The organism is Jatrophihabitans sp. (genome assembly GCF_036389215.1).
Lineage (GTDB): Bacteria > Actinomycetota > Actinomycetes > Mycobacteriales > Jatrophihabitantaceae > Jatrophihabitans_A.
The window spans coordinates 17223-40402 of the sequence record NZ_DASVQG010000224.1 but is presented as its reverse complement, the minus strand read 5'-3'; the positions used below and the strand labels follow the sequence as shown (position 1 = coordinate 40402).

21 protein-coding genes are annotated in these 23180 nt (G+C 69.6%); 14 read left to right on the top strand and 7 right to left on the bottom strand.

What is annotated here, in order from left to right; translation table 11 throughout:
* From VF542_RS12470 to VF542_RS12445, 6 genes are all read left to right on the top strand, one after another.
* On the top strand, positions 1 to 556 hold a 556-nt coding region (locus VF542_RS12470; RefSeq protein WP_408652026.1), incomplete at its 5' end, for a cupredoxin domain-containing protein.
* Positions 557 to 730: 174 nt separating this feature from the next.
* Positions 731 to 1507 carry a hypothetical protein gene (locus VF542_RS12465; RefSeq protein WP_408652025.1) on the top strand — a complete coding sequence of 259 codons (777 nt, stop codon included), beginning with the start codon at positions 731 to 733 and terminating at the stop codon, positions 1505 to 1507.
* 23 nt (positions 1508 to 1530) lie between these two features.
* Positions 1531 to 2262 carry a class F sortase gene (locus VF542_RS12460; RefSeq protein WP_408652024.1) on the top strand — a complete coding sequence of 244 codons (732 nt, stop codon included), beginning with the start codon at positions 1531 to 1533 and terminating at the stop codon, positions 2260 to 2262.
* 205 nt (positions 2263 to 2467) lie between these two features.
* Positions 2468 to 3001, top strand: coding sequence for a hypothetical protein (locus VF542_RS12455; RefSeq protein ID WP_408652023.1), 534 nt, complete (start codon positions 2468 to 2470; stop codon positions 2999 to 3001).
* 205 nt (positions 3002 to 3206) lie between these two features.
* Positions 3207 to 4184 carry a methylenetetrahydrofolate reductase gene (locus VF542_RS12450; RefSeq protein WP_408652030.1) on the top strand — a complete coding sequence of 326 codons (978 nt, stop codon included), beginning with the start codon at positions 3207 to 3209 and terminating at the stop codon, positions 4182 to 4184.
* Positions 4181 to 4945, top strand: coding sequence for a class I SAM-dependent methyltransferase (locus tag VF542_RS12445; RefSeq protein WP_408652022.1), 765 nt, complete (start codon positions 4181 to 4183; stop codon positions 4943 to 4945). The genes VF542_RS12450 and VF542_RS12445 overlap by 4 nt, the downstream gene beginning before the upstream one ends.
* A 44-nt stretch (positions 4946 to 4989) precedes the next feature.
* Here the strand turns inward: VF542_RS12445 and trpA are convergent, their stop codons facing one another.
* Together trpA and trpB are read right to left on the bottom strand one after the other, a co-directional pair.
* A complete protein-coding gene (gene trpA / locus VF542_RS12440) occupies positions 4990 to 5829 on the bottom strand; it encodes a tryptophan synthase subunit alpha (protein ID WP_408652021.1) in 840 nt (279 codons plus the stop codon).
* Complete coding sequence (gene trpB, locus VF542_RS12435) at positions 5826 to 6986, bottom strand: tryptophan synthase subunit beta (protein ID WP_408652029.1); 1161 nt, start codon at positions 6984 to 6986, stop codon at positions 5826 to 5828. Before trpB ends, trpA begins: the two co-directional genes overlap by 4 nt.
* 273 nt (positions 6987 to 7259) lie before the next feature.
* On the opposite strand from trpB, the gene VF542_RS12430 reads away from it, so the two are divergent.
* Positions 7260 to 8018 (top strand): GntR family transcriptional regulator, encoded by a 759-nt coding sequence (locus tag VF542_RS12430; protein ID WP_408652020.1) that lies wholly within the window; start codon positions 7260 to 7262, stop codon positions 8016 to 8018.
* An 87-nt stretch (positions 8019 to 8105) separates the two neighbouring features.
* Positions 8106 to 8960 (top strand): tryptophan 2,3-dioxygenase, encoded by an 855-nt coding sequence (locus VF542_RS12425; protein WP_408652019.1) that lies wholly within the window; start codon positions 8106 to 8108, stop codon positions 8958 to 8960.
* On the opposite strand, the gene VF542_RS12420 is transcribed toward VF542_RS12425, so the two are convergent.
* Positions 8933 to 10030, bottom strand: a complete 1098-nt coding sequence (locus tag VF542_RS12420; protein ID WP_408652018.1) for an SDR family oxidoreductase — start codon at positions 10028 to 10030, stop codon at positions 8933 to 8935. The two genes, VF542_RS12425 and VF542_RS12420, sit on opposite strands and share 28 nt — an antisense overlap.
* 214 nt (positions 10031 to 10244) lie before the next feature.
* On the opposite strand from VF542_RS12420, the gene VF542_RS12415 reads away from it, so the two are divergent.
* The 5 genes from VF542_RS12415 to VF542_RS12395 all read left to right on the top strand — a co-directional run bounded on the left by VF542_RS12415 (position 10245) and on the right by VF542_RS12395 (position 17650).
* Positions 10245 to 11642, top strand: a complete 1398-nt coding sequence (locus VF542_RS12415; protein ID WP_408652017.1) for a GGDEF domain-containing protein — start codon at positions 10245 to 10247, stop codon at positions 11640 to 11642.
* Between the two features lie 180 nt (positions 11643 to 11822).
* Positions 11823 to 12680 carry a serine protease gene (locus tag VF542_RS12410; protein ID WP_408652028.1) on the top strand — a complete coding sequence of 286 codons (858 nt, stop codon included), beginning with the start codon at positions 11823 to 11825 and terminating at the stop codon, positions 12678 to 12680.
* A gap of 208 nt (positions 12681 to 12888) precedes the next feature.
* A complete protein-coding gene (locus tag VF542_RS12405; RefSeq protein WP_408652016.1) occupies positions 12889 to 14583 on the top strand; it encodes an alkaline phosphatase D family protein in 1695 nt (564 codons plus the stop codon).
* 68 nt (positions 14584 to 14651) lie between these two features.
* Positions 14652 to 17177: a molybdopterin oxidoreductase family protein gene (locus VF542_RS12400; protein ID WP_408652015.1), complete on the top strand. Its 2526-nt coding sequence runs from the start codon at positions 14652 to 14654 to the stop codon at positions 17175 to 17177.
* Entirely contained in the window at positions 17177 to 17650 is a 474-nt protein-coding gene (locus tag VF542_RS12395) for a hypothetical protein (RefSeq protein ID WP_408652014.1), read from the top strand. Before VF542_RS12400 ends, VF542_RS12395 begins: the two co-directional genes overlap by 1 nt.
* A gap of 27 nt (positions 17651 to 17677) precedes the next feature.
* On the opposite strand, the gene VF542_RS12390 is transcribed toward VF542_RS12395, so the two are convergent.
* Together VF542_RS12390 and folE are read right to left on the bottom strand one after the other, a co-directional pair.
* The gene (locus VF542_RS12390) at positions 17678 to 18922 is read right to left on the bottom strand and encodes an NAD(P)/FAD-dependent oxidoreductase (RefSeq protein ID WP_408652013.1); all 1245 of its coding nucleotides are present in this window, start codon (positions 18920 to 18922) and stop codon (positions 17678 to 17680) included.
* 97 nt (positions 18923 to 19019) lie between these two features.
* Positions 19020 to 19679: a GTP cyclohydrolase I FolE gene (gene folE / locus VF542_RS12385; protein WP_408652012.1), complete on the bottom strand. Its 660-nt coding sequence runs from the start codon at positions 19677 to 19679 to the stop codon at positions 19020 to 19022.
* A gap of 77 nt (positions 19680 to 19756) precedes the next feature.
* Here folE and VF542_RS12380 point away from each other — a divergent pair, with 77 nt between their 5' ends.
* A complete protein-coding gene (locus VF542_RS12380; RefSeq protein ID WP_408652011.1) occupies positions 19757 to 20497 on the top strand; it encodes a helix-turn-helix transcriptional regulator in 741 nt (246 codons plus the stop codon).
* A gap of 161 nt (positions 20498 to 20658) precedes the next feature.
* Here VF542_RS12380 and VF542_RS12375 read toward each other — a convergent pair whose 3' ends face one another.
* Positions 20659 to 21723 carry a M36 family metallopeptidase gene (locus VF542_RS12375; protein WP_408652010.1) on the bottom strand — a complete coding sequence of 355 codons (1065 nt, stop codon included), beginning with the start codon at positions 21721 to 21723 and terminating at the stop codon, positions 20659 to 20661.
* 350 nt (positions 21724 to 22073) lie between these two features.
* On the bottom strand, positions 22074 to 23096 hold the full coding sequence (locus tag VF542_RS12370) for a proline racemase family protein (protein WP_408652009.1): 1023 nt from the start codon (positions 23094 to 23096) through the stop codon (positions 22074 to 22076).
* Positions 23097 to 23180: the final 84 nt, after the last annotated feature.

The following is a 23180-nucleotide window of genomic DNA, read 5'->3' as shown; positions in this document are numbered from 1 at the left end:
TGGCGCCCTTGGACGCACCGTGCGTCAGCCAATGAGCCAGGAGCTCCTCGTGACCGTAGTCGACCATCAGCACGACAAAAGGACCGCGTCGCGGCCGACCGGAGTCGCCTGGCGGCGCCCCATCGGCCTTGTAACCGCCGGGGTGATCGGTCTGGCCGCACTGTCCGCCTGCGGTTCACCCTCTCCTGCCCAGCCCTCGTCGCCGTCCCCGGTCTCCTCGGCTGCCTCCGCCGCCGGCGGTGGCATGAATTCGACGATGCCCACGCCGTCGGGCTCTTCGACGGCTGCCGCCGCGCAGCCGTCTGCTGCAGCCGCGGTCATCACGATAAACAAATTTGCCTACAGTGTCCCGTCGTCCGTCAGGCCGGGCGCCACCGTCACCGTGCTGAACAAGGACGGCGAGGCCCATACGGTCACGGCGGATTCCGGTGAAGCCTTCGACGACAAGGCAAGCCCGGGTGCCAGTACCAGCTTCACGGCCCCGATGAAGCCCGGCAGCTATCCGTTCCACTGCACGTATCACTCCAACATGCACGGCGTGCTGGTCGTCACGTGACCGGGAGCTGGCGGGCCGGAGATACTCCGCGGCTCATTGATCCCGCGCTGCTGGTGCTGCGCTGACGGCTACCCGCACAGCAGGCAATCCATCCCGGCCAGCGTGGCGAATCACTGACACGTGTCACCCAATGCCGAGCAACTCGCCCGGTTAACGTCCCGGAGGAAGATCGTTATGAAGAAGTCCCTGCTCCTGTTCGCACCGGCGGTCGCCCTGGGCGCCGCAGCCCTGGCGATGCCCGGTGCGGCCTCAGCCGCCGACGGCACGCACTACCAGGCCGACCTGAACGCCCTGAATCATTCCTCGGCCTCAGGCAGCGTGATGATCTCGCTGAACGGCTCGCAGGCGACCATCACCGAGAACGTGTCGGGCCTGGCAGACAAGTTCGGTGGCAACCCCTACCCGCACGTGCAGCACATCCACATCGGCGCCAAGGGCACCTGCCCGACCGCTGACGCCGACGCAAACGGTGACGATGTGGTCAGCACCACCGAAGGCGCTTCCTTCTACGGCGGCATCGGCGCGACGCTGTCGAAGTCGGGTGACAGCAGCCCGGCCGCCGGGACCACCCTGACCGTCGCCCCGTCGGGTGCCTCGTTCAACTACTCCCGCACGATCACGCTGGACTCCAAGACGATGGCGTCGCTCAAGGGCGGTACCGCGGTGGTCGTGGTGCACGGGCTGGACCCGGCCACCCTGAGCAAGAAGGCACAGGCCGCCAAGAGCGACCTGGTTCCGTCGCTGCCGCTGGCCGCTACCTCACCTGCGCTGTGCGGGACGCTCGTCGCCTCGCAGATGTCATCGATGCCCGGCGGCGGCTCCGACACCGGTGGTGGCAGCACCTCCGGCATCGAGGACCAGGCCGTGCTCGGTTTCGGGGGGGCTCTACTCGCGGCCGGCCTGGGTGCCGGTGCGCTGGCGATGCGTCGCCGGACCGCGTCCGAGAGCTGATCGAGCGCGGCTAGCGGTATCTGATGTCTGATATCGCACCGCACGCTCGCCGCGGCAGGTTGTTCGCTGCCGCGGCGAGCGTGCTCGTGCTTGCCGGCGTCGCGCTGCTGGTGGCGGGCCTGCGCGCCCAGCGGCAGCCGCCGCAACCACCCGCCGCCGCGGCCATCCCGTACGCCGGCTCGCAGCAGCCCACCTCCCAGCCGGCGGCCAAGTCGCCCGCCAAGTCCAGCCGACCGGCCGGTGCCTCGCCGAAGGCGGCGACCAAACCGGTCACCGGTCCGGTGCTGAGCAGGTCGGTGCCGGTCCGGCTGGAGGTACCACAGCTCGGCATCAACTCTGATCTGCTGCAGCTGGGTCTCAATGCCGATCAAAGCCTGCAGGTGCCGCCGCTGGGCAAGAACTCGCCCGCCGGTTGGTACAAGTACTCCCCCACCCCGGGTCAGCTGGGGCCCTCGGTCCTGCTCGGCCATGTGGATTCCGCCGAGTACGGCCCCGGTGTCTTCTTCAAGCTCGGCGCGCTCCGACCGGGCAGCACGGTGAGCGTCACCCGGGCCGATCGGACAACGGCGGTGTTCCGGGTGGACCGGGTGGTGTCCTACTCCAAGGACGACTTCCCCACCCTCGAGGTCTACGGCAACACCGACAGCGCGCAGCTGCGGCTCATCACCTGCGGCGGCAAGTTCGATTCCAACTCGGGCCATTACGAGAGCAACATCGTCGCCTTCGCCACCCTGGTATCCAGCCAGCCGGCCTAGCCGCACTCGGCATCCGGCAGAAACGAGCACCCTTATGAAGACACGGCAAACGGCCATCGGTCTCAGCGCCCTGGCACTGATGCTCACCGGGTGCGCGTCCGGCGGAGGATCCAGCATGGTGGCTGCTGGTGGCGCGAGCGGGTCGTCGGCCCCGGGGCCCGCTATGGCCGGCATGTCTATGGCGCCGGGCCAGACAATGGCGGGCATGTCTATGGCGCCGGGCCAGACGATGGCGGGCATGTCGATGGCGCCGGGTCAGACGATGGTGCCTGGTCAGACCACGGCCGGCAGGTCCGTGGCACCCGCCGGCAGCACACCGTCGAAGGCGGCCCTCATGATCTGTTCCGACGACATCCAGGACCAGGTCGCGACGGTGCTGAAGCTGAACGCGCCGGCGCCGGTGCGATCGAGCTGGCAGGACCAGCTCTACACCTGCACGTACACGCTGCCGATGGGGACCATGATCCTGTCGGTCAAGCAGTCAGCCAGCAAGCCGGCCGCTCGCGGGTACTTCCTGGGCCTGCGTCCCGGGTTGGGCAGCACCGAGCCCCTGCTGGGACTGGGCGAGCAGGCCTACGCGACCAAGACCGGAGTCGCCGTCGTGCTCAAGGACGACATGACACTGCGGGTCGACACCACCAGGCTGCCCGTGGTGTTCGGCACCCAGCAGCAACGGCGCACCGACCTCGCCTACGAGATCGCATCCGCCGTCCTGGGCTGCTGGACCGGCCACGAATAGCGTGACCACCAGATGGTGGCGCGGGCAGTCCTCGTCCTCGGCTCGCTATGTTCCTGCCCTGCCATGTCATGATCTCCCGGTGGCCGCCGAATCGTGGATGCCCCAGCAGCTGGCCAAGCACTCCTCCGGTCCGCAGGCCCCGACGGGTCCGCAGGCCCCGACGAGCCCGCAGGCCCTGACGAGAGAGCCGGGCTGCCCCAAGCACATGGTGTTCGGGCCGTGCGGCGGGGTGCGCGCGGACCTGTCATGCGAGATGGCCCCGCACCGGTGCCCGTTCACCGAGCGGTCGGCCCCACCTGGCTGGCCGGAGCCGGATCAGGCGGCCGCGCCGGCCAGCGCGCTGCTGGACGCCCTGCGATCCCGGCCGGTGGTGGTCACCGACCTGACGCTGCCGGCCTACGACGCCGAGGCGGTAGCCCGGATCACCGCGGTGCTGGCCGGTTCATGTGACGCGCTGCTGGTCGGTGAGCACCAGAACCGCCCGGACTTTCCCCCGACGTTGATGGCCAGCCTGATCCGGCAGGCCGGCGGCACCGGATGGCTGACCCTGACCTGTCGGGACCGCAATCGGCTGGTCCTGGAACAGGAGCTGATCGGGCTGCGGACCGCCGGCGCCGACGGGGTGCTGTGCGTGACCGGTGACGGCCGTGCCGAGGGCGTCCGGCCAGGCGTCCCCCAGGTGTTCGACCTGGACGGCACCCGGCTGGCGGGGCTCGCGGCCTCGTTGGGGCTCCCGGTGGCGGTACCCGAGGCCCCCGCCGCGCCGCCGCGCTGGTTGCGGCCGGCGCGGTTGCTGCAGAAGCAGCGCGCCGGTGCTCAGCTGGCCTTCCTCAACCACGCCGGCAGTGCGGCCGAGCTGGCCGGATTCGTCCGGGCCAGCCGCGATGCCGGGGTCACGATCGCGCTTATCGCGGGGGTTGCCGTGTACACCGACCCCCGCTCGGCGCACGTCCTGCAGAACTTTCCCGGCCTGCACCTCGATCCGGAGCCGGTAGCACGGGTGCTTGCCGCCGCCGACCCGGTCGCGGCCGGAATCGAGGCCGCGGTCACCGAGGCCCATCAACTGCTCGCCATCGACGGCATCGACGGGGTCAACCTGTCGGGGCTTGCCTCCGGGCGCGGCGAATACCAGGCCGCCGAGGTGAAGGCCAAGATCGGGAGTCGGATACGGTCGCAGCTATGACCGACGCCGAGGCGATGGCCGACGAATTCGACACCATGGCGGCCTGGACCGCTGACGCGGTCGCCGAACTGGGCCAGAGCCACGCGATACCGGCGGCCTGCCGAGGCAGCGGAAGCCCGGCCGCCCTGGAGTGGCTGGCCGGCGAGTTGCGACTGCGCCCCGGGATGCGCCTGCTCGACTGCGGGGCCGGGGTGGGCGGGCCGGCCGAACTGGCCGCGCAACGGTTCGGAGTGGCGCCGGTGCTGGCCGAGCCGATGATCCATGCCTGCCGCGCGTCGGCCCGGCTGTTCGGCCGCCCGGTGGTGGTGGCCGGCGGGGAGCGATTGCCTTTTCGAAGCGGGGTGTTCGAGGCCGTCTGGAGCCTGGGCGTGCTGTGCACCGTGGCGGATCAGGCGGCCCTGCTGGCCGAGCTGCGTCGGGTCGCCGGACCGGCAGCGCTGGTCGGTCTGCTGGTGTTCCTGCGCACCGTGCCGCGGCTTCCCGAGCAACCCGAGGGCAATCACTTCCTCACTGCCGACGAGCTGGACGGCCTGCTGGCGAAGAGCGGGCTCGCGGTCCTCAAGCATGCCGAACTGGCCGGGTTCGCCGCACCCGAACCGGACTGGCAGGCGGCGGCCGATCGCGTCGAGGCGAGGATCGAGCGCGTGCACGGCAGCGACCACCGCTGGCAGAGCGCCCAGCACCAGGAGAAGATCATCGGTCAGCTGATATCGGAGCAGCTGGTGGCCGGCCGGCTGCTCGTCCTCGAACCGGTGGGCTGAGCCCGAGGCCTCGACCGCCTCCCTGGAAACCACCCGCCCGGCAGCTACCGCCCTGGCGCCGGCAGTGGCTGGGTGAGCGGCGGCCACCGAACGCCGTCCAGTGCCGACCGGAACGAGGCAACGGTGCTGCCCAATTCCAGCGGCGAGGCGCCGGCCAGCACGTCGCGCATCAGCGCCGAGGCCACCACCACCCCGTCCGCGCGATGGCTCACCTCCACCGCCTGGTCCGGCGAGGAGATGCCGAACCCGACCAGCACCGGCAGGCTGGTGTGGCTCCGGATGGCATCCACCGTGCGCTGCACGGTGTCCGATACCGCGTCGCGAAGCCCGGTCACCCCCATGTTGCTGACCGCATAGACGAATCCGCTGCTCAACTCGGCGATCCGGCTGACCCGGTGCGCCCTGGTGGAGGGCGCCACCAGCAGGATGAGTTCGATCTCAGCCGCCTGGGCCGCCGACAGCAACGGCTCGATCTCATCGACGGGAGTGTCGGGCACGATCAATCCGGAGATCCCCGAGGCTGAGAGCTTGTGGCAGAACGCCTCGTTGCCGTGCCGGCCGACGATGTTGCTGTAGGTCATCACGATCAGTGGAACCCCGCAGTCCAGGGCAGCGACCTCGTCGAGCAGCTCGGCGGTACGGACGCCACGGGCCAGCGCCTGGCCGGAGGCCGCCTGGATGACCGGGCCGTCCAGCATCGGATCGGAGAACGGCAGGCCGATCTCGATCGCGTCGGCGCCGTTGTCCGCGCATGCCCGGACGTAGGCAGTCCAGTCCGGGGTGATCCCCGCGGTCACGAACGGCACCAGCGACTTGCCGCCGGCCTCGCGCCGCCGGCGCAGTGCCGCTTCCACCGCGTTCGCGGGGAGTTCCGGCCGGCTCATGCGAGCAGGGTCATCAGCTGGCCGGCGTCCTTGTCGCCGCGGCCGGACAGGGTCATCAGAACCGTCGAGCCGGGTGCCAGGTCACCCGATCCGGCAGCCTGGATGATCCAGGCCAGCGCGTGGGCGGACTCCAGCGCGGCGAGGATGCCCTCCATGCGGGCCAGGGTGATCACCGCCTCGACCACCTGCTCGTCGGTCGCGGTGGTGTACTCCACCCGGCCGGACAGGCCGAGGCTCGCATGTTCGGGACCCACACCGGGATAGTCCAGGCCCGCCGAGATGGAATGCGCCTCCTTCACCTGGCCATCCTCGTCCTGCAGGACCTGGGAGTAGAAACCGTGCAGGATTCCCGGCGAGCCATCGGTCATCGCCGCTCCCCCGGCCGCCTCGACACCCACCATCCGGGCGGAGGTGTCGACGAACCCGGCGAAGGTGCCGGCGGCATTCGAGCCACCGCCCACGCAGGCCACCACCACGTCCGGCACCCCGCGCCGCAGCAGGCCGGCGCACTGGCGACGGGCCTCGGTTCCGATGACGCTCTGGAACTCCCGGACCATCCAGGGATAGGGATGCGGGCCCATCACCGAGCCGAGGCAGTAGTAGGCCTCGTCCACCTGGGACACCCATTGCCGCAGGGCCTCACTGCAGGCGTCCTTCAGCGTGCGGCTGCCGCTGGTCACCGGGACGACCTTCGCGCCCAGCAGTTCCATCCGGAACACGTTCAGTTGCTGGCGCTGGGTGTCGACCTCACCCATGTAGACCGTGACATCGAGGCCGAGCAACGCTCCGGCGGTGGCGGTGGCGACGCCGTGCTGGCCGGCCCCGGTCTCGGCGAGCAGCCGCCGCTTGCCCATCCGCTGTGCCAACAACGCCTGGCCGATCACATTGTTGATCTTGTGCGAGCCGGTGTGGGTCAGGTCCTCCCGCTTGAGCAGCAGGTTGATGCCCAACTCCTGCGACAGCCTGGTCGCCGGGGTCACCGGGGTGGGACGCCCGGCGTAGACCTCCAGGGTCTGGGCGACGGTGCGTTCGAAGCTCGGGTCCTTGCGGGCGTCCCGATAGGCCGCCTCCAGCTCCTCGCAGGCGGGGATCAGCGCCTCGGGAACGTAGCGACCGCCGAAGTTCCCGAACCGGCCGAGGGCGCCCGGATCGCTCATGACCGACCGATCGGGCGCGAGCAGTGTCGAGGAGTTCCGCAGTTCGGCGGTGGTGCCGGGACGCTCCTCGGGCGAGATGTCCATGTAATCACCGGATTCTGGCTGATGCGGTAGCAGTAGGACTGGCTTGTCGAAGGCCACCCTACCAGCTGGGCAGCCCAGACTCTTCTAGAAGTGTTGCATCAGCAGCCACAGGCTTGACCATGCGCTCCAGGACGCCCGGTACTAGGGTGGCCTGCGCGGCGGAGAGGCCGCGGACGGATGGAGGGCGCGGTGCCCAGGGCTGGGGACGCGAAGTACCGGCAGATCGGGCAGGACCTGGCTGCCCGGATCGGCCGCGGCGAGTTCAAGCCCGGCACGCCGCTGCCATCGCAGGCGTTGCTGAGCAAGGAGTACGGCGTCACCCTGATGACCTTCCGGCAGGCTCTGAGCCTGCTGGAGGGTGACGGCCTGATCGCGCAACTGCCCGGCCGGGGCACCTTCGTCACACCGGTCCCGACGCTGGACCTGCGCTCGCTCAACAGCCTGGCCGAGGACCTGCTGGCACAGGGTGTCGACCTGGTGACGGTGGTGCTGAGCAGCCGGCAGCGAGCGCTGCCCGCCGGGGTCGCCGGCGCTCTGGACCGGACCCGTGGCGAGCCCGCGCTGCGACTGGAGCGGTTGCGCCGGATCGGGCGCCGGCCGGCCGTCCATCAGGTGTCCTGGGTTCCGCAGCCGTGGTCGGAGCACCTGCTGGAGGTCGACTTCGAGGTTGCCTCGCTGTACCGCTCGTTGGAACACCGGTGCCAGCTGGCGATCGTCCGGGCCACCGAGAGCCTGCGCGCCAGGGCGCTCCCGGCGGCGATTGCCTCAGCGGTCAACAAGCCCGCCGGCCGGCCGGTGCTGGTCGCCGAGCGGATCACCTACGACGCCCGGAACATCCCGGTCGTGCATGACCTTGCCACCATCGTCGACGACACGATCGGGGTCCTCGCGCGCCGGGCACAGCGCGGCACCGAGCTTTCCTGGGCGGCCGAATCGCGAGGCGGATGAGCGGCCCGCGATCGCCGTCCAGCTCGGCCCGGGCGATGTTAGGGTGTGATTTTGGACCTTTCGCCGATGCGAGAAGAGGTGGCCGGGATGACGAACGACGAACCGGCAGCCGCCGGGCTCGAAGCGGGCATCCGGCTGGACTTTCGCGAAGAGATGTCCTACGGGGACTACCTGCACCTCGGCGAGCTGCTGGGCGCGCAGCATCCAAGGTCACAGCCCGCGGCCCACGACGAGCTGCTGTTCATCATCCAGCACCAGACCAGCGAGCTGTGGCTGAAGCTGCTGCTGCACGAGCTGGTCGGCGCCCGGGAAGGACTGCGCACCGACGACATCGGCCTGGCGCTGAAGCGGTTGGCCAGGGTGAAGAACATCCTGCACACCCTGACCGACCAGTGGGCGATCCTGGCGACGCTGACTCCCAGTGAATACCTCAGCTTCCGCGATTCCCTCGCCAGCTCGTCGGGCTTCCAGTCCTTCCAGTACCGGGCCGTCGAGTTCATCCTGGGCAACAAGAACTCCGGCATGCTGCAGATGTTCGTGCAGGACCCGATGGCCCACCAGCAGCTCACCGGGTACCTCACCTCGCCCACGCTGTACGACGAGTTCCTGGCCTACCTGTCCCGGCACGGGCAACCCATCCCGGCTTCGATCACCGAGCGCGACGTCACCCAGGCGCACCAGTTCAGCCCGGAACTCGTCGACACCTTCAAGGTCATCTACGCCGCACCGGCTGAGCACTGGAGCCTGTACGAGACCTGCGAGGCGCTGGTCGACGTCGAGGACGCCTTCCAGTTCTGGCGGTTCCGGCATCTGAAGACGGTCGAGCGGATGATCGGCAACAAGACCGGAACAGGTGGCTCCAGTGGCGCGGCCTTCCTGCGCAAGGCCCTGGACCGGACGTTCTTCCCTGAGCTCTACTCGGTACGGACGGCCTTGGATTGAGCACTGCCTGATCCAGCATCGCCTGATCCAGCAGCGCCCGATCCAGCACTGCTCGATCCAGCACTGCCTGAGCCGTTGCCCGAACTGGTCGAGTGCAGCCGGTTCACGACGCCGGCCAGCAGTTCACCCGGGCGAGGAGTGCGCGCCAGCAGGCTGGTGATCACACTGCGCCGCAGCACGTGACCGGGGTAGTTGCCGTGTACCTGTCCGGGGCCCTCCATGGGCGCGTCGACGTTGTCGCTGCCGTTGTCGGGCCGGTCGGTGGTCATGGTCTCCTTGCCGAACCGCCGGATCGACATCACCGCATCGGTCAGCGCCGGCGACATCCGCTGGCCCATGTAGAAGCCGATGGCGCTGCCGCCGACCGGAATTTCCCGAGTCGGGTGTTCGGCCGCCTGCACGATGGCCTCGGCGACGAGTTCGGGAGCGTACAGCGGCGGCGGCGGCTTCGGCATCGACCCGATCTTGCTCCTGCTGTGCTCGAAGAACGGCGTGTCGATGGAGGCGGGCAGGATCGTGGTGACCGCGATCGGGCTCCCCTCCTGGGCCAACTCCATCCGCAGGCTGTCATACAGCGCCCGCAGCGCCCACTTGCTGGCGGTGTAGGGGCCGTGCAGCGGCACCGCGCGGATGCCCTCCACCGAGGAGATGCCGATGATCACCCCGCCGCCGGCCCGGCGCAGGGCCGGCAGCGCGACGTGCACGCCGTACACCTGGCCGAGGAAGTTCACCCGCATCACCCGCTCGAACTCGGCGTCGGAGATGTCCTCGATGCGGCCCCAGACCGCGACCGCGGCCGCGTTGACCCAGGTGTCGATGCGACCGAACGCCGACTCGGCCCGCTCGCCGAGAGCGCGCACCTGGTCAGGCTCGGCGACGTCGGTGGGCACGGCGAGGGCGATGCCGCCCTGCTCAGTGATCTCGGCGACGAGCGAGTCGAGTGCTGAGACGGTGCGGGCCGCGACCACCACGGACGCGCCGCGGCGGGCGAATTCCAGCGCGGCGGCTCGGCCGATCCCGCTCGAGGCGCCGACGATGACAACTTTTTGCTCGGAAATGGGTTGTGGCATGACGATTTCCTCGTGCCGCCGGCCGGTGAGCATGTCATCCCAGCTGACCGGTACCTGAGGTGGCAGGCGGCTGTTTCCACCATAGGTCAGCTGGGTGTTCCGTCAGCCCGCAGGTGTCCCGTCAGCGCGCTGCAGGTGGGGGTGGCGCCCCGGATGGGCAGCCCTCGTGTCAAGTTCTTGTAAAGTGTCGGCCCTGAGTGCCGATATCTGCGGCGTGAGTGTCCTAGTCAGAACGCAGCGCAGCACGCTGCTCGTCTCCTCGATCGCGGTCCTGGCGACCCTCCTCGTGCTGCCGCTGGGCAGCCACCATATGGGCCCGACCACCAGTTTCGTGCCGGCGGTGCTGGCCACGGTGGCCTGCTTCGACATCATGTCGGTCTGGTTGCTGGCCGGGGAGTACCTGGACACCGGCGACCGCCGGATGCTGGGGATGACCTTGGCCTACCTGTGGTCGTTGCTGCTGATGGGCGGCTACGCGCTGGCGTTCCCCGGCGTCGTCGCCAGCCATCCGCCGCTGGCCGTGACCGCCTCAGTGGCGCCGTACCTCTACGTCGGCTGGCATGCCGGCTTTCCGGTGCTGCTCGGCGCCGCCTGGGCGCCGTGGTCCTACCTCGGCGGGATCGAACATCGCCGGCGGGCACCCCTGCTGGCCGGCGCCGTGGCGGCGATGAGCGCCGCGGCACTGCTCACCGTGGCCGCCTGCGTGCTGTTCGCCAGGCGGTTGCCGGTGCTGATCCACGGCCTGGACACCAGCAGCATGGCGAAGGTGACAGCGCCGGTGGCGCTGCCCCTGGTGCTGGCCAGCCTGCTGGTGTGCACCAGGGCGGTGCGCGGGCGAGCGGGACCGGAGCGCTGGAGCAGCGTGGCGATCCTGGTCTGCCTCTGCGACCTGTGCCTGACCTACTCCTCGCGCTACCGCTACAGCCTGGGCTGGTACACCGGCAGGACGCTGACCGTCGCGGCGTCGGCGGTGGTGCTGATCGCCATGCTGGCCTCGTTCCGCCGGCTGAAGGCCGCCGCGGAGTTCAACGCCGCCTACGACGGCCTGACCGCCCTGGCAAACCGGCGCAGCGCCTACGACTCGGCCGCCGCGCTGATCTCCCGGGCCCGGCGCCTCGGTACCCCGCTGAGCGTGGTGATGTTCGACCTGGACAAGTTCAAGCAGATCAACGACAGCTACGGCCACGCCGCGGGTGACGAGGTGCTGCGGTGCGTGGCCAGCACCGTGCGCGCCACCGTCCGCGACAGTGACCTCAGCGCCCGGCTCGGTGGCGAGGAGTTCGCCGTGGTGCTGCCTGACGCAGACCTGCAGGACGCCCGGCTGGTCGCCGAGCGGCTGCGGACGCAGTTGCGGGCCCGCACCATCCCGGCGATCGGGTGCAGCGTCACGGCCAGCTTCGGCATCGCCGAACTGCAGCCCGATGATGTCACCGCGGAGAACCTGCTGCACCGGGCCGATCAGGCCATGTACCGGGCCAAGGCGCTGGGTCGCGACCAGATCTCCGACCGGCCCGCCGACCTGCCGGCCGCCGGTGAGCGGACCGCCGGTGAGCGGACCGCCGCTGAGCCGGCCGCCGCTGAGCCGGCCGTGCCACTCGTCGGGGCCCGCTGACTCGCTGGTCTCGAGAGGTTTCGCTGGGCGGCTGCGAAACCCTCCCGTTGCACATGTCCGGCGCCGGGGTGGGGCATCGCGTGCGTTCGTAACTTCCGGTCCCGGAGCCTCGTTGGTCTTGTCAGAGGTCACATCCCGCGCTCCCGACAGGACAGTCTCGACAGGAGGACATCAGTGAGCATGCCGACCGTGTTCAGAAGCGCCATGGCCGTGCTGGCCGGCGGGGTCGCGATCGTTGCGGTCGCTGCCGTGCCGGTGGCCGAAGCCGCCACGGCGCCGCAGTGGGCCCCGGCCGCCACCGCGACGATCCACCCGGGTACCCAGATGTTCACCGACGGCGCGCAATGCACGGCCAACTTCGTCTACAGCGACGGCGTATCGACCTACCTGGGCTACGCCGCACACTGCGCGGGCACCGGCGCGGCCACCGACACCAACGGCTGCACCACCCAGTCGTTGCCGCTCGGCACTCCGGTCACCTTCAACACCGGAGCGAGCCTGATCAGCGAAGGCACCCAGGTCGGCACCGGCACGCTCGCGTACTCCTCGTGGCTGGCTATGCAGGCGGCCCACGAGACCAATGCCAACACCTGTGCCTACAACGACCTCGCGCTGGTCAAGGTCGACGCGGCCTATGTAGCCAACGTGAACCCGTCGGTGCCGTTCTGGGGTGGCCCCGTCGCGCTGGCGACCCAGGGCACGACCGTGGGCCAGTCGATCTACAGCTATGGCAACTCCCTGCTGCGCGGGGGCATCGAACTGCTCTCGCCCAAGCGCGGCGTCAGCCTCGGTGACACCGGCAGTGGCTGGAGCCACACGGTGTACACCGTGACGCCCGGCATCCCCGGAGACTCGGGCTCGGGCTTCATGGATGCCTCGGGACGCGCCCTCGGCGTGTTGTCCACGGTGGCGATCGCGCCGCTCGCGGGCTCCAACGGTGTCGGCGACCTGGCCAAGGAGCTGGCGTACGCCAACGCCCACGGCATGTCGGGTGTCGCGCTGGTCCCCGGCACCGAGGCCTTCGCACCGATCATCTGACCGATCTCAAGGACCCTCCAGCTGCAACGGCCCGCAACCTCACGGTTGCGGGCCGTTGCGGCTTGTCGGTCACAGCTTGTCGGTCACAGCTTGTAGCACCGAGCTTGGAGCGCTCGGGCCCCGGCAAGCGCCGAGAACAGCCCTTCACTAGCGAAGGTAGGATTCCGTGGGGCCGTCGAGGCCTGCCGGATCCTGGTAGGGGGCCACCATGACCATCGCCGCAAATCCGCTTCCCGACAGCCCACCGCCCGACGGCCCACCGGCCGGCAGCCCGCAACTCCTGCTCGGCCCAGCCCTGCGGCACGTCGGCCAGGACGACGCCACGGTGTGGGTCGAGACCGATCGGCCGTGCGTCGTGGAGATCCTCGGTCACCAGGAGGCCACCTGGTGCGTGGCCGGCCACCACTACGCCCTCGTGGTGCTCAGCGGGTTGCCCGCCGGCCAGAGCCTGGACTACGACGTCCGGCTGGACGGCCAGGTCGCCTGGCCGTCCATCGACGACCCCCGGCCGCGTCCCCGGATCCGCACCCTCGACACCGGTGCTCCGATCCGGATCACCTTCGGTTCCTGCCGGTACGCCACCTCCGCCGCGGTCGCCGACGACGACCACTTCGAACCGGATGCCCTGATGGTGCTGGCCCGGCAACTGGCCGGGCAGGACGAGGCCGACTGGCCGCACGCGCTGCTGATGCTCGGCGATCAGGTCTACGCCGACGAGACCAGCGAGGCGACCCAGCAGCGGATCCGCCAGCGGCGCGACATCACCGTCGGCTCGCGCGAACAGGTAGCCGACTACGAGGAGTACACCTGGCTCTACGACGAGTCCTGGAAGGACCCGGACGTGCGATGGCTGATGTCGGTGCTCCCCAGCTCGATGATCTTCGACGACCACGACATCTGCGACGACTGGAACACCTCCCGGGCCTGGCGCGAGGACATGGCGGCGACGGACTGGTGGGGCGAGCGGATCATCGGCGGGCTGTCCTCGTACTGGGTCTACCAGCACCTGGGCAACCTGTCCCCCGCCGGGCTGGCCGCCGACGAGCTGTATCAACAGGTCCGCGGCTACGGCCGGGACGTCGAGCCGTTGCTGCGCTCGTTCGCCGAGCATGCCGATGCCGAAGCCGACGGCGCCAAAGGCACCCGGTGGTCCTACCGGCGTGACTTCGGGCCGATCCGGCTGCTGATGATCGACTCGCGGTGTGGCCGGATCCTCGACGGTGACCGCAGCATGATCGGCAAGGACGAGCTGGCGTGGATCAGCGAGCAGGCCGAGGGGAACTATGACCACCTGCTCATCGGCACGTCGCTGCCCTGGCTGCTGGCGCGGGCGCTGCACGACATCGAATCGTGGAACGAAGCCCTGGCCGGCGGTGCTCGCGGCGCGCGGGTGGCCCGGTGGTCGGAGTCGTTGCGCCGGGCGGCGGACCTGGAGCACTGGGCGGCATTCCACACCTCCTTCCAGAAGCTCGCCGAGCTGATCCGCGAGGTCGCCGAGGGCAAGCGCGGCGAGCGCGCGCCGGCGACGGTGTGCGTGCTGTCCGGCGACGTCCACCATGCCTACGTGGCACGGGCGAGCTATGACGAGCCGGTCAGCGCGCAGGTCTACCAACTGACCTGCTCGCCGCTGCACAACTACGTCCCGACCGCGATGAAGGTGGCGTTCCGGCTGGCCTGGAGCCGTCTGGCCGAGCGAACCACCCGGTCGCTGCTCAGCGTCTTGACCAAGGTCCCGCGCACCGAGCTGAACTGGACCCGGCAGGCCGGGCCGTATTTCGGCAACGAGCTGATGACCTTCACCGCGGCAGGCCGGCTGGCCCTGGTGGAGCTGGCGAAGACCCGCTCCGGGGAGACCGAGTCGGCGCTGCACGTGGTGCAGCGGGTAGCGCTGTCCAGCGGCTAAGCTCCACGGCAGCCGGGCGCTGCCAAACAGACGCGGGCCGCCGGGACATGTCGAAGGCCGAGGCCGCCATGGACCGAATCGCTGACATCTGGGGTGACCGGACCCCGCACGACCGGGCAACGGTGTGGCCCGCGCGGGTGGACTCCTACCTCGCCGACGGGATCACCGAGGCGCAGGTCGACCGGTGGGTGATCTCGGCGTGCGTGCTGTGCAGCAACGGCTGTGGCTGCGACATCGCGGTCAAGGACGGCCGGATGGTCGGCATCCGGGGCCGAGCCACCGATGTCGTCAACCATGGCCGGCTGGGGCCCAAGGGCCTGTACGGCAGCATCCCGTTCGCGGCTTCAGGCGATCGGCTGACCCGCCCGCTGATCCGGCAGGACGGCGAGCTCGTCGAGACGACCTGGGAGGCCGCGATGGGCCGGGTGGTCGAGGTGTCGCAGCGGCTGCTGAGGGAGAAGGGACCGCTGTCACACGGCTTCTACACCAGCGGACAACTGTTCCTGGAGGAGTACTACACCCTGGCGATCATCGGCAAGGCCGGCATCGGAACGCCCCACATGGACGGCAACACCCGCCTCTGCACCGCCACCGCCGCCGCCGCGATGAAGGAGTCCTTCGGTTGTGACGGCCAGCCGGGAAGCTACACCGACATCGACTGGTGCGACGCGATCTTCCTGTTCGGCCACAACATGCCCGAGACCCAGACCGTGCTCTGGATGCGGATCCTGGACCGGCTGGCCGGCGACCAGCCACCGAAGATCGTCTGCGTCGACCCGCGCCGAACCAAGGTGGCCGAGGCGGCGGAGCGCACGGGTGGCGTGCACCTGGCGCCGCTCCCAGGCACCAACCAGGCGCTGATGAACGGGTTGATCCGGGAGCTGATCGCCAACAGCTGGCACGACCGGGAATGGGTCGATGCGCACACCCTGGGCTTCGACGACCTGGCGGCGACGGTGGAGCCCTACACCCCCGAGCACGTCGGGGAGATCTGTGGCATCGACCCCGCGGACCTGCGCCGGGCGGCAGCGATCTTCGGTGAGTCGGAGCGGGTGCTGAGCACCGTCCTGCAGGGTTTCTACCAATCGCACCAGGCCACCGCCGCCTCGGTCGCCGTCAACAACCTGCACCTGCTGCGCGGCATGATCGGCAAGCCGGGTGCCGGGATCCTGCAGATGAACGGCCAGCCCACCGCGCAGAACAACCGGGAATGCGGCGCCGACGGTGACCTGCCGGGTTTCCGCAACTGGGACAACGAGAAACACGTCCAGGAGCTGGCCGCGCTGTGGAACGTCGACCCGCTGGTCATCCCGCACTGGGCGCCGCCTACCCACGCGATGCAGATGATGCGCTACGCCGAGCAGGGCAGCATCTCCTTCCTCTGGATCTCGGCGACCAACCCCGTGGTGTCGATGCCCGAGAGCGCCCGGATCCGCCGCATCCTCGGTGGTGACCAGTGCTTCGTGGTGGTGCAGGACCTGTTCCTGACCGAGACCGCGCGGCTGGCCGACGTGGTGCTGCCCGCCTCGGGGTGGGGTGAGAAGACCGGCACCTTCACCAATGTCAGCCGTACCGTGCACCTGTCGGACAAGGCCGTCGACCCGCCGGGCGAAGCCAAGAGCGACCTGGACATATTCCTGCTCTACGCCGAGCGGATGGGGTTCACGGATAAGGACGGCGCGCCGCTGGTGCGCTGGCGCACTCCGGAGGAGGCGTTCGGCGCCTGGCAGGAGTGCAGCCGCGGCCGCCCGGTCGACTACACCGGCCTGAGCTATGACAAGCTGCGCGGCCCGACCGGGATCGCCTGGCCGTGCAACACCCAGGCCCCGGACGGTACCGACCGGCTCTACACCGACCCGGTCTTTCCCACCGACACCGACCAGTGCGAGAACTACGGTCACGACCTGCTCACCGGTGGCACGGTCACCCAGCAGGAGCACCTGGCGATGAACCCGGCTGGCAGGGCGTTCCTCAAGGGCGCGCCCTACCAGCCACCGCACGAGCAGGTCAGCGCGGAGTACCCGCTGCTCTACTCCACCGGCCGCACCGTCTACCACTTCCACACCCGCACCAAGACCGCCCGGGCCGCGGCGCTGCAGCAGGCGGCTCCGGATGCCTGGGTGGAGCTGTCGGAGACCGACGCCACCGGACTGGGCATCGGCGAGGGCGACCGGGTCGCCGTCGAGTCGCCACGCGGGCGGATCGAGGTGCGGGCCAGGATCGGCCGGGTCCGCCCCGGAGCCGTCTTCGCCCCGTTCCACTACGGCTACTGGGATCTCGACGCCGCCGGGCCGGACGGCGGCCCCGCGCGCGATGCGAATGAGCTGACCATGACCGTCTGGGACCCGGTCTCCAAGCAACCGCTGTTCAAGACGGCCGCCTGCCGGGTCACCAAAATCGGCGATGCCACCGGGCCGGCGTCGGCACCCAGCACCACGGCGTCCGCGCCACCGGACGGGCGGCAGCTGCCGGCCACCGCGGGCGGCGAGCCGACCATGTCCCGGATCGTGACACCGACCCCGGATTACCCCAACGACCCGTCGCTGGGCACCGACTCGCCGGCACCGACCACCACTATCGCCGGGAGCCAGTGATGCCCCATCTGGACACCTACCTCGGCCTGCTGCATCACGCCGAGCAGACGCTGACGGACTCCTTCGTCACCGTGGGGCACGGCCACCAGGCAGAGGCCGACGTCTATCACACCTGCGAGTCGCTGGCGCGGATGAGCCTGGAACACGAGAAACAGCTCGCTCCGGTCGTCGCCCGGTACGGCGAGCAGCGCCGGGGCGAGGACGTCGAGGAACCGGAGCGCTTGCACGCCGCCGGTGTCGCGCAAGTCCGCGCGGGCGCGGTGGGCCTGCTGCGCGACCTGCAGGACCTGTACCTGCTCGCCACCCTGGTGCACAGTTGCTGGACAGTGGTGCTCCAGGCCGCCCAGGGCGCCAGGGACCGTGAACTGATCGAGATTGCTCAGCAGTGCATGGAAGAAACGTCTCGACAGCTGACCTGGATCCAGACCCGGATCAAGGTCGGCGCGCCGCAGGCGCTGCTGATCGCACCGTAGGGCTGGCTCGGTCCGGCTGAGTTCCTGCTAGTCGGCCGGGACGCCGGCCAGCTCGGCCAGTGGCGTGGCGGGGTCGGCCAGCCGGTCAGCCGGGATGGCAGCTTGGGAGCGGATGAGTCCCTTGATGTCGTCGACGACATCCCAGACGTTGACGTTCATCCCCGCCAGCACCCGGCCGTCCTTGACCCAGAACGCGATGAACTCCCGGCCGGCCAGGTCGCCACGGAAGATCACCTGGTCATAGCCGCCCTGATCGACGTAGCCCACGTACTCCATCCCCAGGTCGTACTGGTCGGTGAAGAAGTAGGGCAGCTGATCATGGCTGGCGGGCTGGTCGAGCATCGAGGCGGCGGCCGTCACCGGCTGGTTCAGGGCATTGGCCCAGTGCTCGACCCGGATCTGCTTGTCGTAGAAGGCATTTCTGGCGTTGGCGACGTCACCGGCGGCGAAGATCCTGGAATCGCTGGTGCGCAAGGACGAATCGACGACGATACCGTTGTCCACGCTCAGCCCCGCGGCCTCGGCGAGTTCGCCGTTGGGCGCGATCCCGACCGCCACCAGTACCGCGTCGGCCTCGATCACCGTGCCGTCGCCGAGCGAGACGCCGGTGGCACGGCCGTTGCTGGTGCGGATCTCGGCAAGGCTGGCTTTGAACCGGAAATCCACCCCGCGCTGGACATGCAGGTCGGCGAAGACCCGAGCCACCTCAGGGCCCAGGACGCGCAGCAGCGGAAGCTCGGCGCTCTCGATCACCGTGACCTCGACCCCGGCCTGGCGGGCGGCCGCGGTGACCTCCAGGCCGATCCAGCCGGCACCGATCACCACCAGCCGCGAGATCCGGGCCAGCAGCTCGCGCAGCGAATCCGAGTCGTCCAGGGTCCGCAGCAGGTACACGCCGTCGGCGTCGGCACCCGGCAGCGACAAGGTCCGGGGGCGGGCGCCGGTGGTGAGCAGCAGCTTGTCGTAGCCGAGCTGGCTGCCGTCGGCCAGTTCCACCAGCCGTGCGTCTCGGTCGATCCGGCTGACGGTCTGGTTGAGACGCAGTTCGATGCCGTGCTCGGCATACCAGCTCTCCGGGTGCACGAAGACCTTCTCCCGCTGGGCGGAACCGGCCAGGTATCCCTTGGACAGCGGCGGCCGTTCGTAGGGCAGGTGCGACTCGGCGCCGATCAGCACGATGTGGCCGTCGAAGCCCTTGTCGCGAAGCGCTTCGGCGGCTTTGGCGCCGGCGAGGCTGGCGCCGACGATGAGATAGGTTTCCGTGGAGCTCATCCGAGCATGCCTTTCTGTGTGTTCTCTACCTCAGCGGTCCGGGATGTTCCGCGACCTCAGCGGTCCGGGATGTCTGTGACCTCAGCGGTCCGGGGGTTCAGCGGTCGCGGGTCAGGGCGAAGAACTCCTGCCGGGCCGCCGGGTCGGTGCGCAGGTGGCCGTGCAGGGCCGAGGTCAGGGTGCGCGAGCCGTGGGCGCGTACCCCGCGCAGTGACATGCACTGGTGCTCGGCCTCGATGACGACCCCGACACCGATGGGATGCAGGTGTGCCTGCAGGCAGTCGGCGACCTGCTGGGTGAGCCGCTCCTGCACCTGCAGGCCACGGGAGAACCGCTCGAGGACCCGGGCCAGCTTGGAGAGCCCGACGATGCGCTGGTCGGGCAGGTAGCCGACGTGCGCCACGCCGTGGAAGGGCAGCAGGTGGTGCTCACACAGCGACTGGAACGGGATGCCGCAGGCCAGCACCAGCTGGTTGTAGTTCTCGTCGTTGGGGAAGGTGGTCAGGTTGAAATCCCGCGGGGTCAGCAGCTCGGCGTAGGCAGCGGCCACTCGCCGCGGAGTCTGGTGCAGGTGCTCGGCATCGGGATCCTGGCCGAGGGCGATCAGCAGCGCTCGGACCGCACGCTCGGCGGCGGGAAGGTCGATCGGCGGCGTGGAGTTGACTATCCGCAACGTCTGGGGTGACGCGGCGGCGTCCGGATCGTCGAAGCTTTCCGGGGCCCTGCCCGACTGTGCCGGTGCTGCGAGGTTGACCATGACCGCCCTTTCTATCGGATCGTGGAATGGACGTTAGACCGCTCACATTCTTTCGTCAATAGGAGTACCTTTTAGAAATGAAGCGAGCGCCCATGACACCGTCGCGGCATCAGACCGCTATCCAGGCGCAACTGCGCAGCATCGCCTCCCTCGCCGAGCCGATACGTCAGACCCTCTACCGCTTCGTCGTCGAACACTCCCAGCCGGTGAGCCGGGAACAGGCTGCCAGCGGCGTCGGCGTCGCTCATCACGTGGCCAAGTTCCATCTGGACAAGCTCGAGGAGGATGGCCTGCTGGAGGTCGAGTACCGCCGCCCAGCCGGCCGCACCGGGCCAGGCGCCGGCCGGCCGGCCAAGTTCTACCGCCGAGCGGCCGGCGACATCGCGGTCAGCCTGCCCGAACGCCGGTACGAGCTGCCCGGACGGCTGATGGCCGAGGCGATCACGGCGAGCACCGACGGCGGCGGGCCGGTCTCTGCCACGCTGCAGGCGGCGGCGCCCGCGACCGGCGAGCGACTGGGGCGGCAGGCGTCCGAGCTCGCCGGCCCCGAAGCCGGCACCGACGAGCTGGTGGCGGCGGTGTGCGGCGTGCTGGAGGCCGAGGGTTATGAACCCCGGGCCACCTCCGACCAGATCACCCTGAGCAACTGCCCGTTCGCCAGCTTGGCGAAGGATTACACCGGCCTGGTGTGCGGGATGAACCTGGACCTGATGAGCGGGCTCGTCGAGAACTTGGCGAATGGTTCAGCCGACGCGCGGCTGCAGGCCCGCCTCGACCCGGCAGCCGGTCGCTGCTGCGTCACCCTTACCCACGGCTGAGGCTCGGCGGGTCGCCGGGTGGCGATCTAGTCGGGGCGTTCGGCATCGCCGGCCTCCCCAAGACCGCATGGCCGAAGAGCAGCACCGCGGCACCGCCACGAAGGCGATGCCGCGGTGCTGCTCTTTCTTGTCAGAGCAGATCTTGCCGTTGGCTGTCTTGCCTAGAAGACGATGCCTCGGTTGGCGAACGCGGTACGGACCGCATTGGCCGCCTTGACGCCGTCGCGAGCCAGCGCCTTGTTGTAGGTGGCCTTGGCCGCCGCGCTGAACGAGGTGTCCGGCGCGAAGTCGAACTGGGCGTCCACGATCGTGGTGTCGGCCCGGCGCGAGCCGAGGCCGAGGGAGATGTAGGCGTTGCGCATGTCCCACAGACCGCGGCTCCAGATCATGCCGTCGTGGTGCACCTCACCGGTCTTGTCGGCCACCGTCAGGTTGGTGTCCAACCGGCGGATGCAGTGCGGCACCTTGCTGGTGTAGGAGGTCGAGTCCCAGTCCATCGAGCAGGCCAGGTCGGTCTTGACCGGCCAGCCGTACTGCTGGGCGGCGTCCAGGCCGACCGAGATGCCGAGGTAGTCGCCCCACGCCTCGCCGATCGAGCCGGCTTCCTCGCTGGTGCCGTAGCCGGGGACCTGCGCGGCGTGCACCGCGTGGCCGTACTCGTGCACGATCACCTCGGCGTCCTCGGCGTCGTCCACCCCGCCCTTGCCGAACCGGAGCCGGAAGGGCTTGTCGGTCTGGTAGGAGTTGTCGCCGCCGTACTGGTCGATCTTGACCTGCTGCTGGTCGGCGTTCACCGGCCGCAGCGTGGAGCCGAAGCCGAGGGACTGCAGGTACTCCTGGGCCTGGTTGATCCAGAAGTAGGCCATCACCTGCTCGAACTGGTCGGCGTGCCGGTCATAGACGAAGGTGCCGGTCGCGGAGTAGGCCGGCGTGCCGGTGGCAGACTGCACGTTCACCCACTTGCCGCTCAGGTAGCCCGAGCCGTCCAGGTTACGCAGTGGCACGGTGGCGTACTCGCTGGCCGGCACCGCGGTGGCTGAGTCGTTGTCATCGGTCAGGCTCTCGTCGCCACTGGACTGCACCGGGTTGACCTTGAACACGCTGGCGGTGCCGGTGGTGGTCGCGTCAGGCCTTGCCGGCCCGGCATAGGCCGGGCTCAACTGCACCGTGAGGGCGGCCAGCGCACAGCCGGCCAGGGCTATGCGGGTAGTGCGATGTCCGAGCATATCTACCTCCGTGAGGACAGCCGGGATCGCCGGCTGTGCACATTTGTCTTTTCGGTCGGCCCCAGGTCGGGGTATGCGGATTCTGTCCGGTCCAGGCGGTCCGGTCAACAGCCACGGGGCTCACGAAGGACTGGCGCATGGCCGCAGGCGGCTACTTCGGTGATACAGCGAAGTATGCCTAGCCGTCGTGGTATGTAGCGGTGATCGACAGACGGGTCCGCGCGGCGCTGACCCTGCTCGCCTCGGACCCATCGACGTCATGACCGTCGGGCGCTCGCGAGCATAAGTTCAGCCGCTCGGCCCCGGAGAGTTACGGCTGCCCAGGCATGGCCGCAACGGTGGTCAGCCCCTCAGCGCAACAGGAAACCGGTCCCGAGCGGGTCGTCCGGATCGAGGCTGAACGCCGCCGTGCCGGTCTGGTAGGCCATGCCCTCGATCTCGGTGATGAGCCCGGCGCGGTCGTGGGCCCGCACCTCGGCCACCACCCGGCCGAGGAACGTCGTGCCGATGATCGACTCGTGGGTCAGGGTCTGCCCGATGGCCAGCCGGCCGTCGTCGGCGAGCACCGCGATCCGCGCCGACGTGCCGGAGCCGCAGGGCGATCGGTCCACCTCACCGTCGGCGAAGACGGTGACGTTGCGCTGGTGCGGGCCGTCCGGTCCGTCCCCCAGGTCGTCGACGAGGATGGTGCCGTAGATGCCGTCCAGGCGGCGATCGCTCGGGTGCCGGGCCCACCGGGTGTCGTTGAGGGCCCACTTGACCTCACGGCCGATCGCGATCAGCTCGGGATAGTGCGCGGCATCGACGGCGAGCCCCACCGACGAGGCGTCGACGCTGGCGTAGCTGGCTCCGCCGTAACTGATGTCTGCCAGCACCGGCCCCCGGCTGGTGTCGAGCGCCACCTTCCTTGCGATGACGTAGGAGGCGACATTGCGGAACGCCACTCGCTTGACCCGGCCGCCGGCACAGCTGACCCGTGCCGTGACCCGGCCGGACGGGACGTCGATGACCACGTCGGTGTCGCCGTCCGCGGCCGCGGGCACCCGGCCGGTGTTGACCGCCCAGGCGCCGAGGGCGATGGTGCCGTGACCGCAGGCTGTGGAGTACCCGTCCTTGTGCCAGAACAGCACCCCGAAGTCGGCGCCGTCATCGTCGGCAGGAACGAGGAATCCGCCGTACATGTCGGCGTGCCCCCGCGGTTCGTTGACCAGCAGCCGGCGCACCCGGTCGACGTCGGCCGAGGATCGCGCGAACTCCCGGCGTTCCAGGACGGTCGAGCCGGGGATCTCGGGCTGGCCCGCCGTGACGATCCGGAACGGCTCGCCCGCGGTGTGGTAATCGGTCACGCTCACCGTGGCCGTGGCAGTGTCCATCGCAGCGCTCGCAATCCAGGGCCGAGGCAGTGATATGTGTGTATAACACTGGCAGCACTCGCGGCCAGCCAGGAGGAGCGTCGT

Excerpts from the sequence above, each read along its gene's own strand:
- VF542_RS12375 (WP_408652010.1), bottom strand. The coding sequence starts at position 21,723 with ATGCTCGGACATCGCACTACCCGCATAGCCCTGGCCGGCTGTGCGCTG.
- folE (WP_408652012.1), bottom strand. The coding sequence starts at position 19,679 with ATGGTCAACCTCGCAGCACCGGCACAGTCGGGCAGGGCCCCGGAAAGC.
- VF542_RS12465 (WP_408652025.1), top strand. The coding sequence starts at position 731 with ATGAAGAAGTCCCTGCTCCTGTTCGCACCGGCGGTCGCCCTGGGCGCC.
- VF542_RS12380 (WP_408652011.1), top strand. The coding sequence starts at position 19,757 with ATGAAGCGAGCGCCCATGACACCGTCGCGGCATCAGACCGCTATCCAG.
- VF542_RS12370 (WP_408652009.1), bottom strand. The coding sequence starts at position 23,096 with ATGGACACTGCCACGGCCACGGTGAGCGTGACCGATTACCACACCGCG.
- trpA (WP_408652021.1), bottom strand. The coding sequence starts at position 5,829 with ATGAGCCGGCCGGAACTCCCCGCGAACGCGGTGGAAGCGGCACTGCGC.
- VF542_RS12460 (WP_408652024.1), top strand. The coding sequence starts at position 1,531 with ATGTCTGATATCGCACCGCACGCTCGCCGCGGCAGGTTGTTCGCTGCC.
- VF542_RS12420 (WP_408652018.1), bottom strand. The coding sequence starts at position 10,030 with ATGCCACAACCCATTTCCGAGCAAAAAGTTGTCATCGTCGGCGCCTCG.
- VF542_RS12405 (WP_408652016.1), top strand. The coding sequence starts at position 12,889 with ATGACCATCGCCGCAAATCCGCTTCCCGACAGCCCACCGCCCGACGGC.
- VF542_RS12425 (WP_408652019.1), top strand. The coding sequence starts at position 8,106 with ATGACGAACGACGAACCGGCAGCCGCCGGGCTCGAAGCGGGCATCCGG.
- VF542_RS12445 (WP_408652022.1), top strand. The coding sequence starts at position 4,181 with ATGACCGACGCCGAGGCGATGGCCGACGAATTCGACACCATGGCGGCC.
- VF542_RS12410 (WP_408652028.1), top strand. The coding sequence starts at position 11,823 with ATGCCGACCGTGTTCAGAAGCGCCATGGCCGTGCTGGCCGGCGGGGTC.
- VF542_RS12450 (WP_408652030.1), top strand. The coding sequence starts at position 3,207 with ATGGTGTTCGGGCCGTGCGGCGGGGTGCGCGCGGACCTGTCATGCGAG.
- VF542_RS12400 (WP_408652015.1), top strand. The coding sequence starts at position 14,652 with ATGGACCGAATCGCTGACATCTGGGGTGACCGGACCCCGCACGACCGG.
- VF542_RS12395 (WP_408652014.1), top strand. The coding sequence starts at position 17,177 with ATGCCCCATCTGGACACCTACCTCGGCCTGCTGCATCACGCCGAGCAG.
- VF542_RS12455 (WP_408652023.1), top strand. The coding sequence starts at position 2,468 with ATGTCTATGGCGCCGGGCCAGACGATGGCGGGCATGTCGATGGCGCCG.
- trpB (WP_408652029.1), bottom strand. The coding sequence starts at position 6,986 with ATGAGCGATCCGGGCGCCCTCGGCCGGTTCGGGAACTTCGGCGGTCGC.
- VF542_RS12390 (WP_408652013.1), bottom strand. The coding sequence starts at position 18,922 with ATGAGCTCCACGGAAACCTATCTCATCGTCGGCGCCAGCCTCGCCGGC.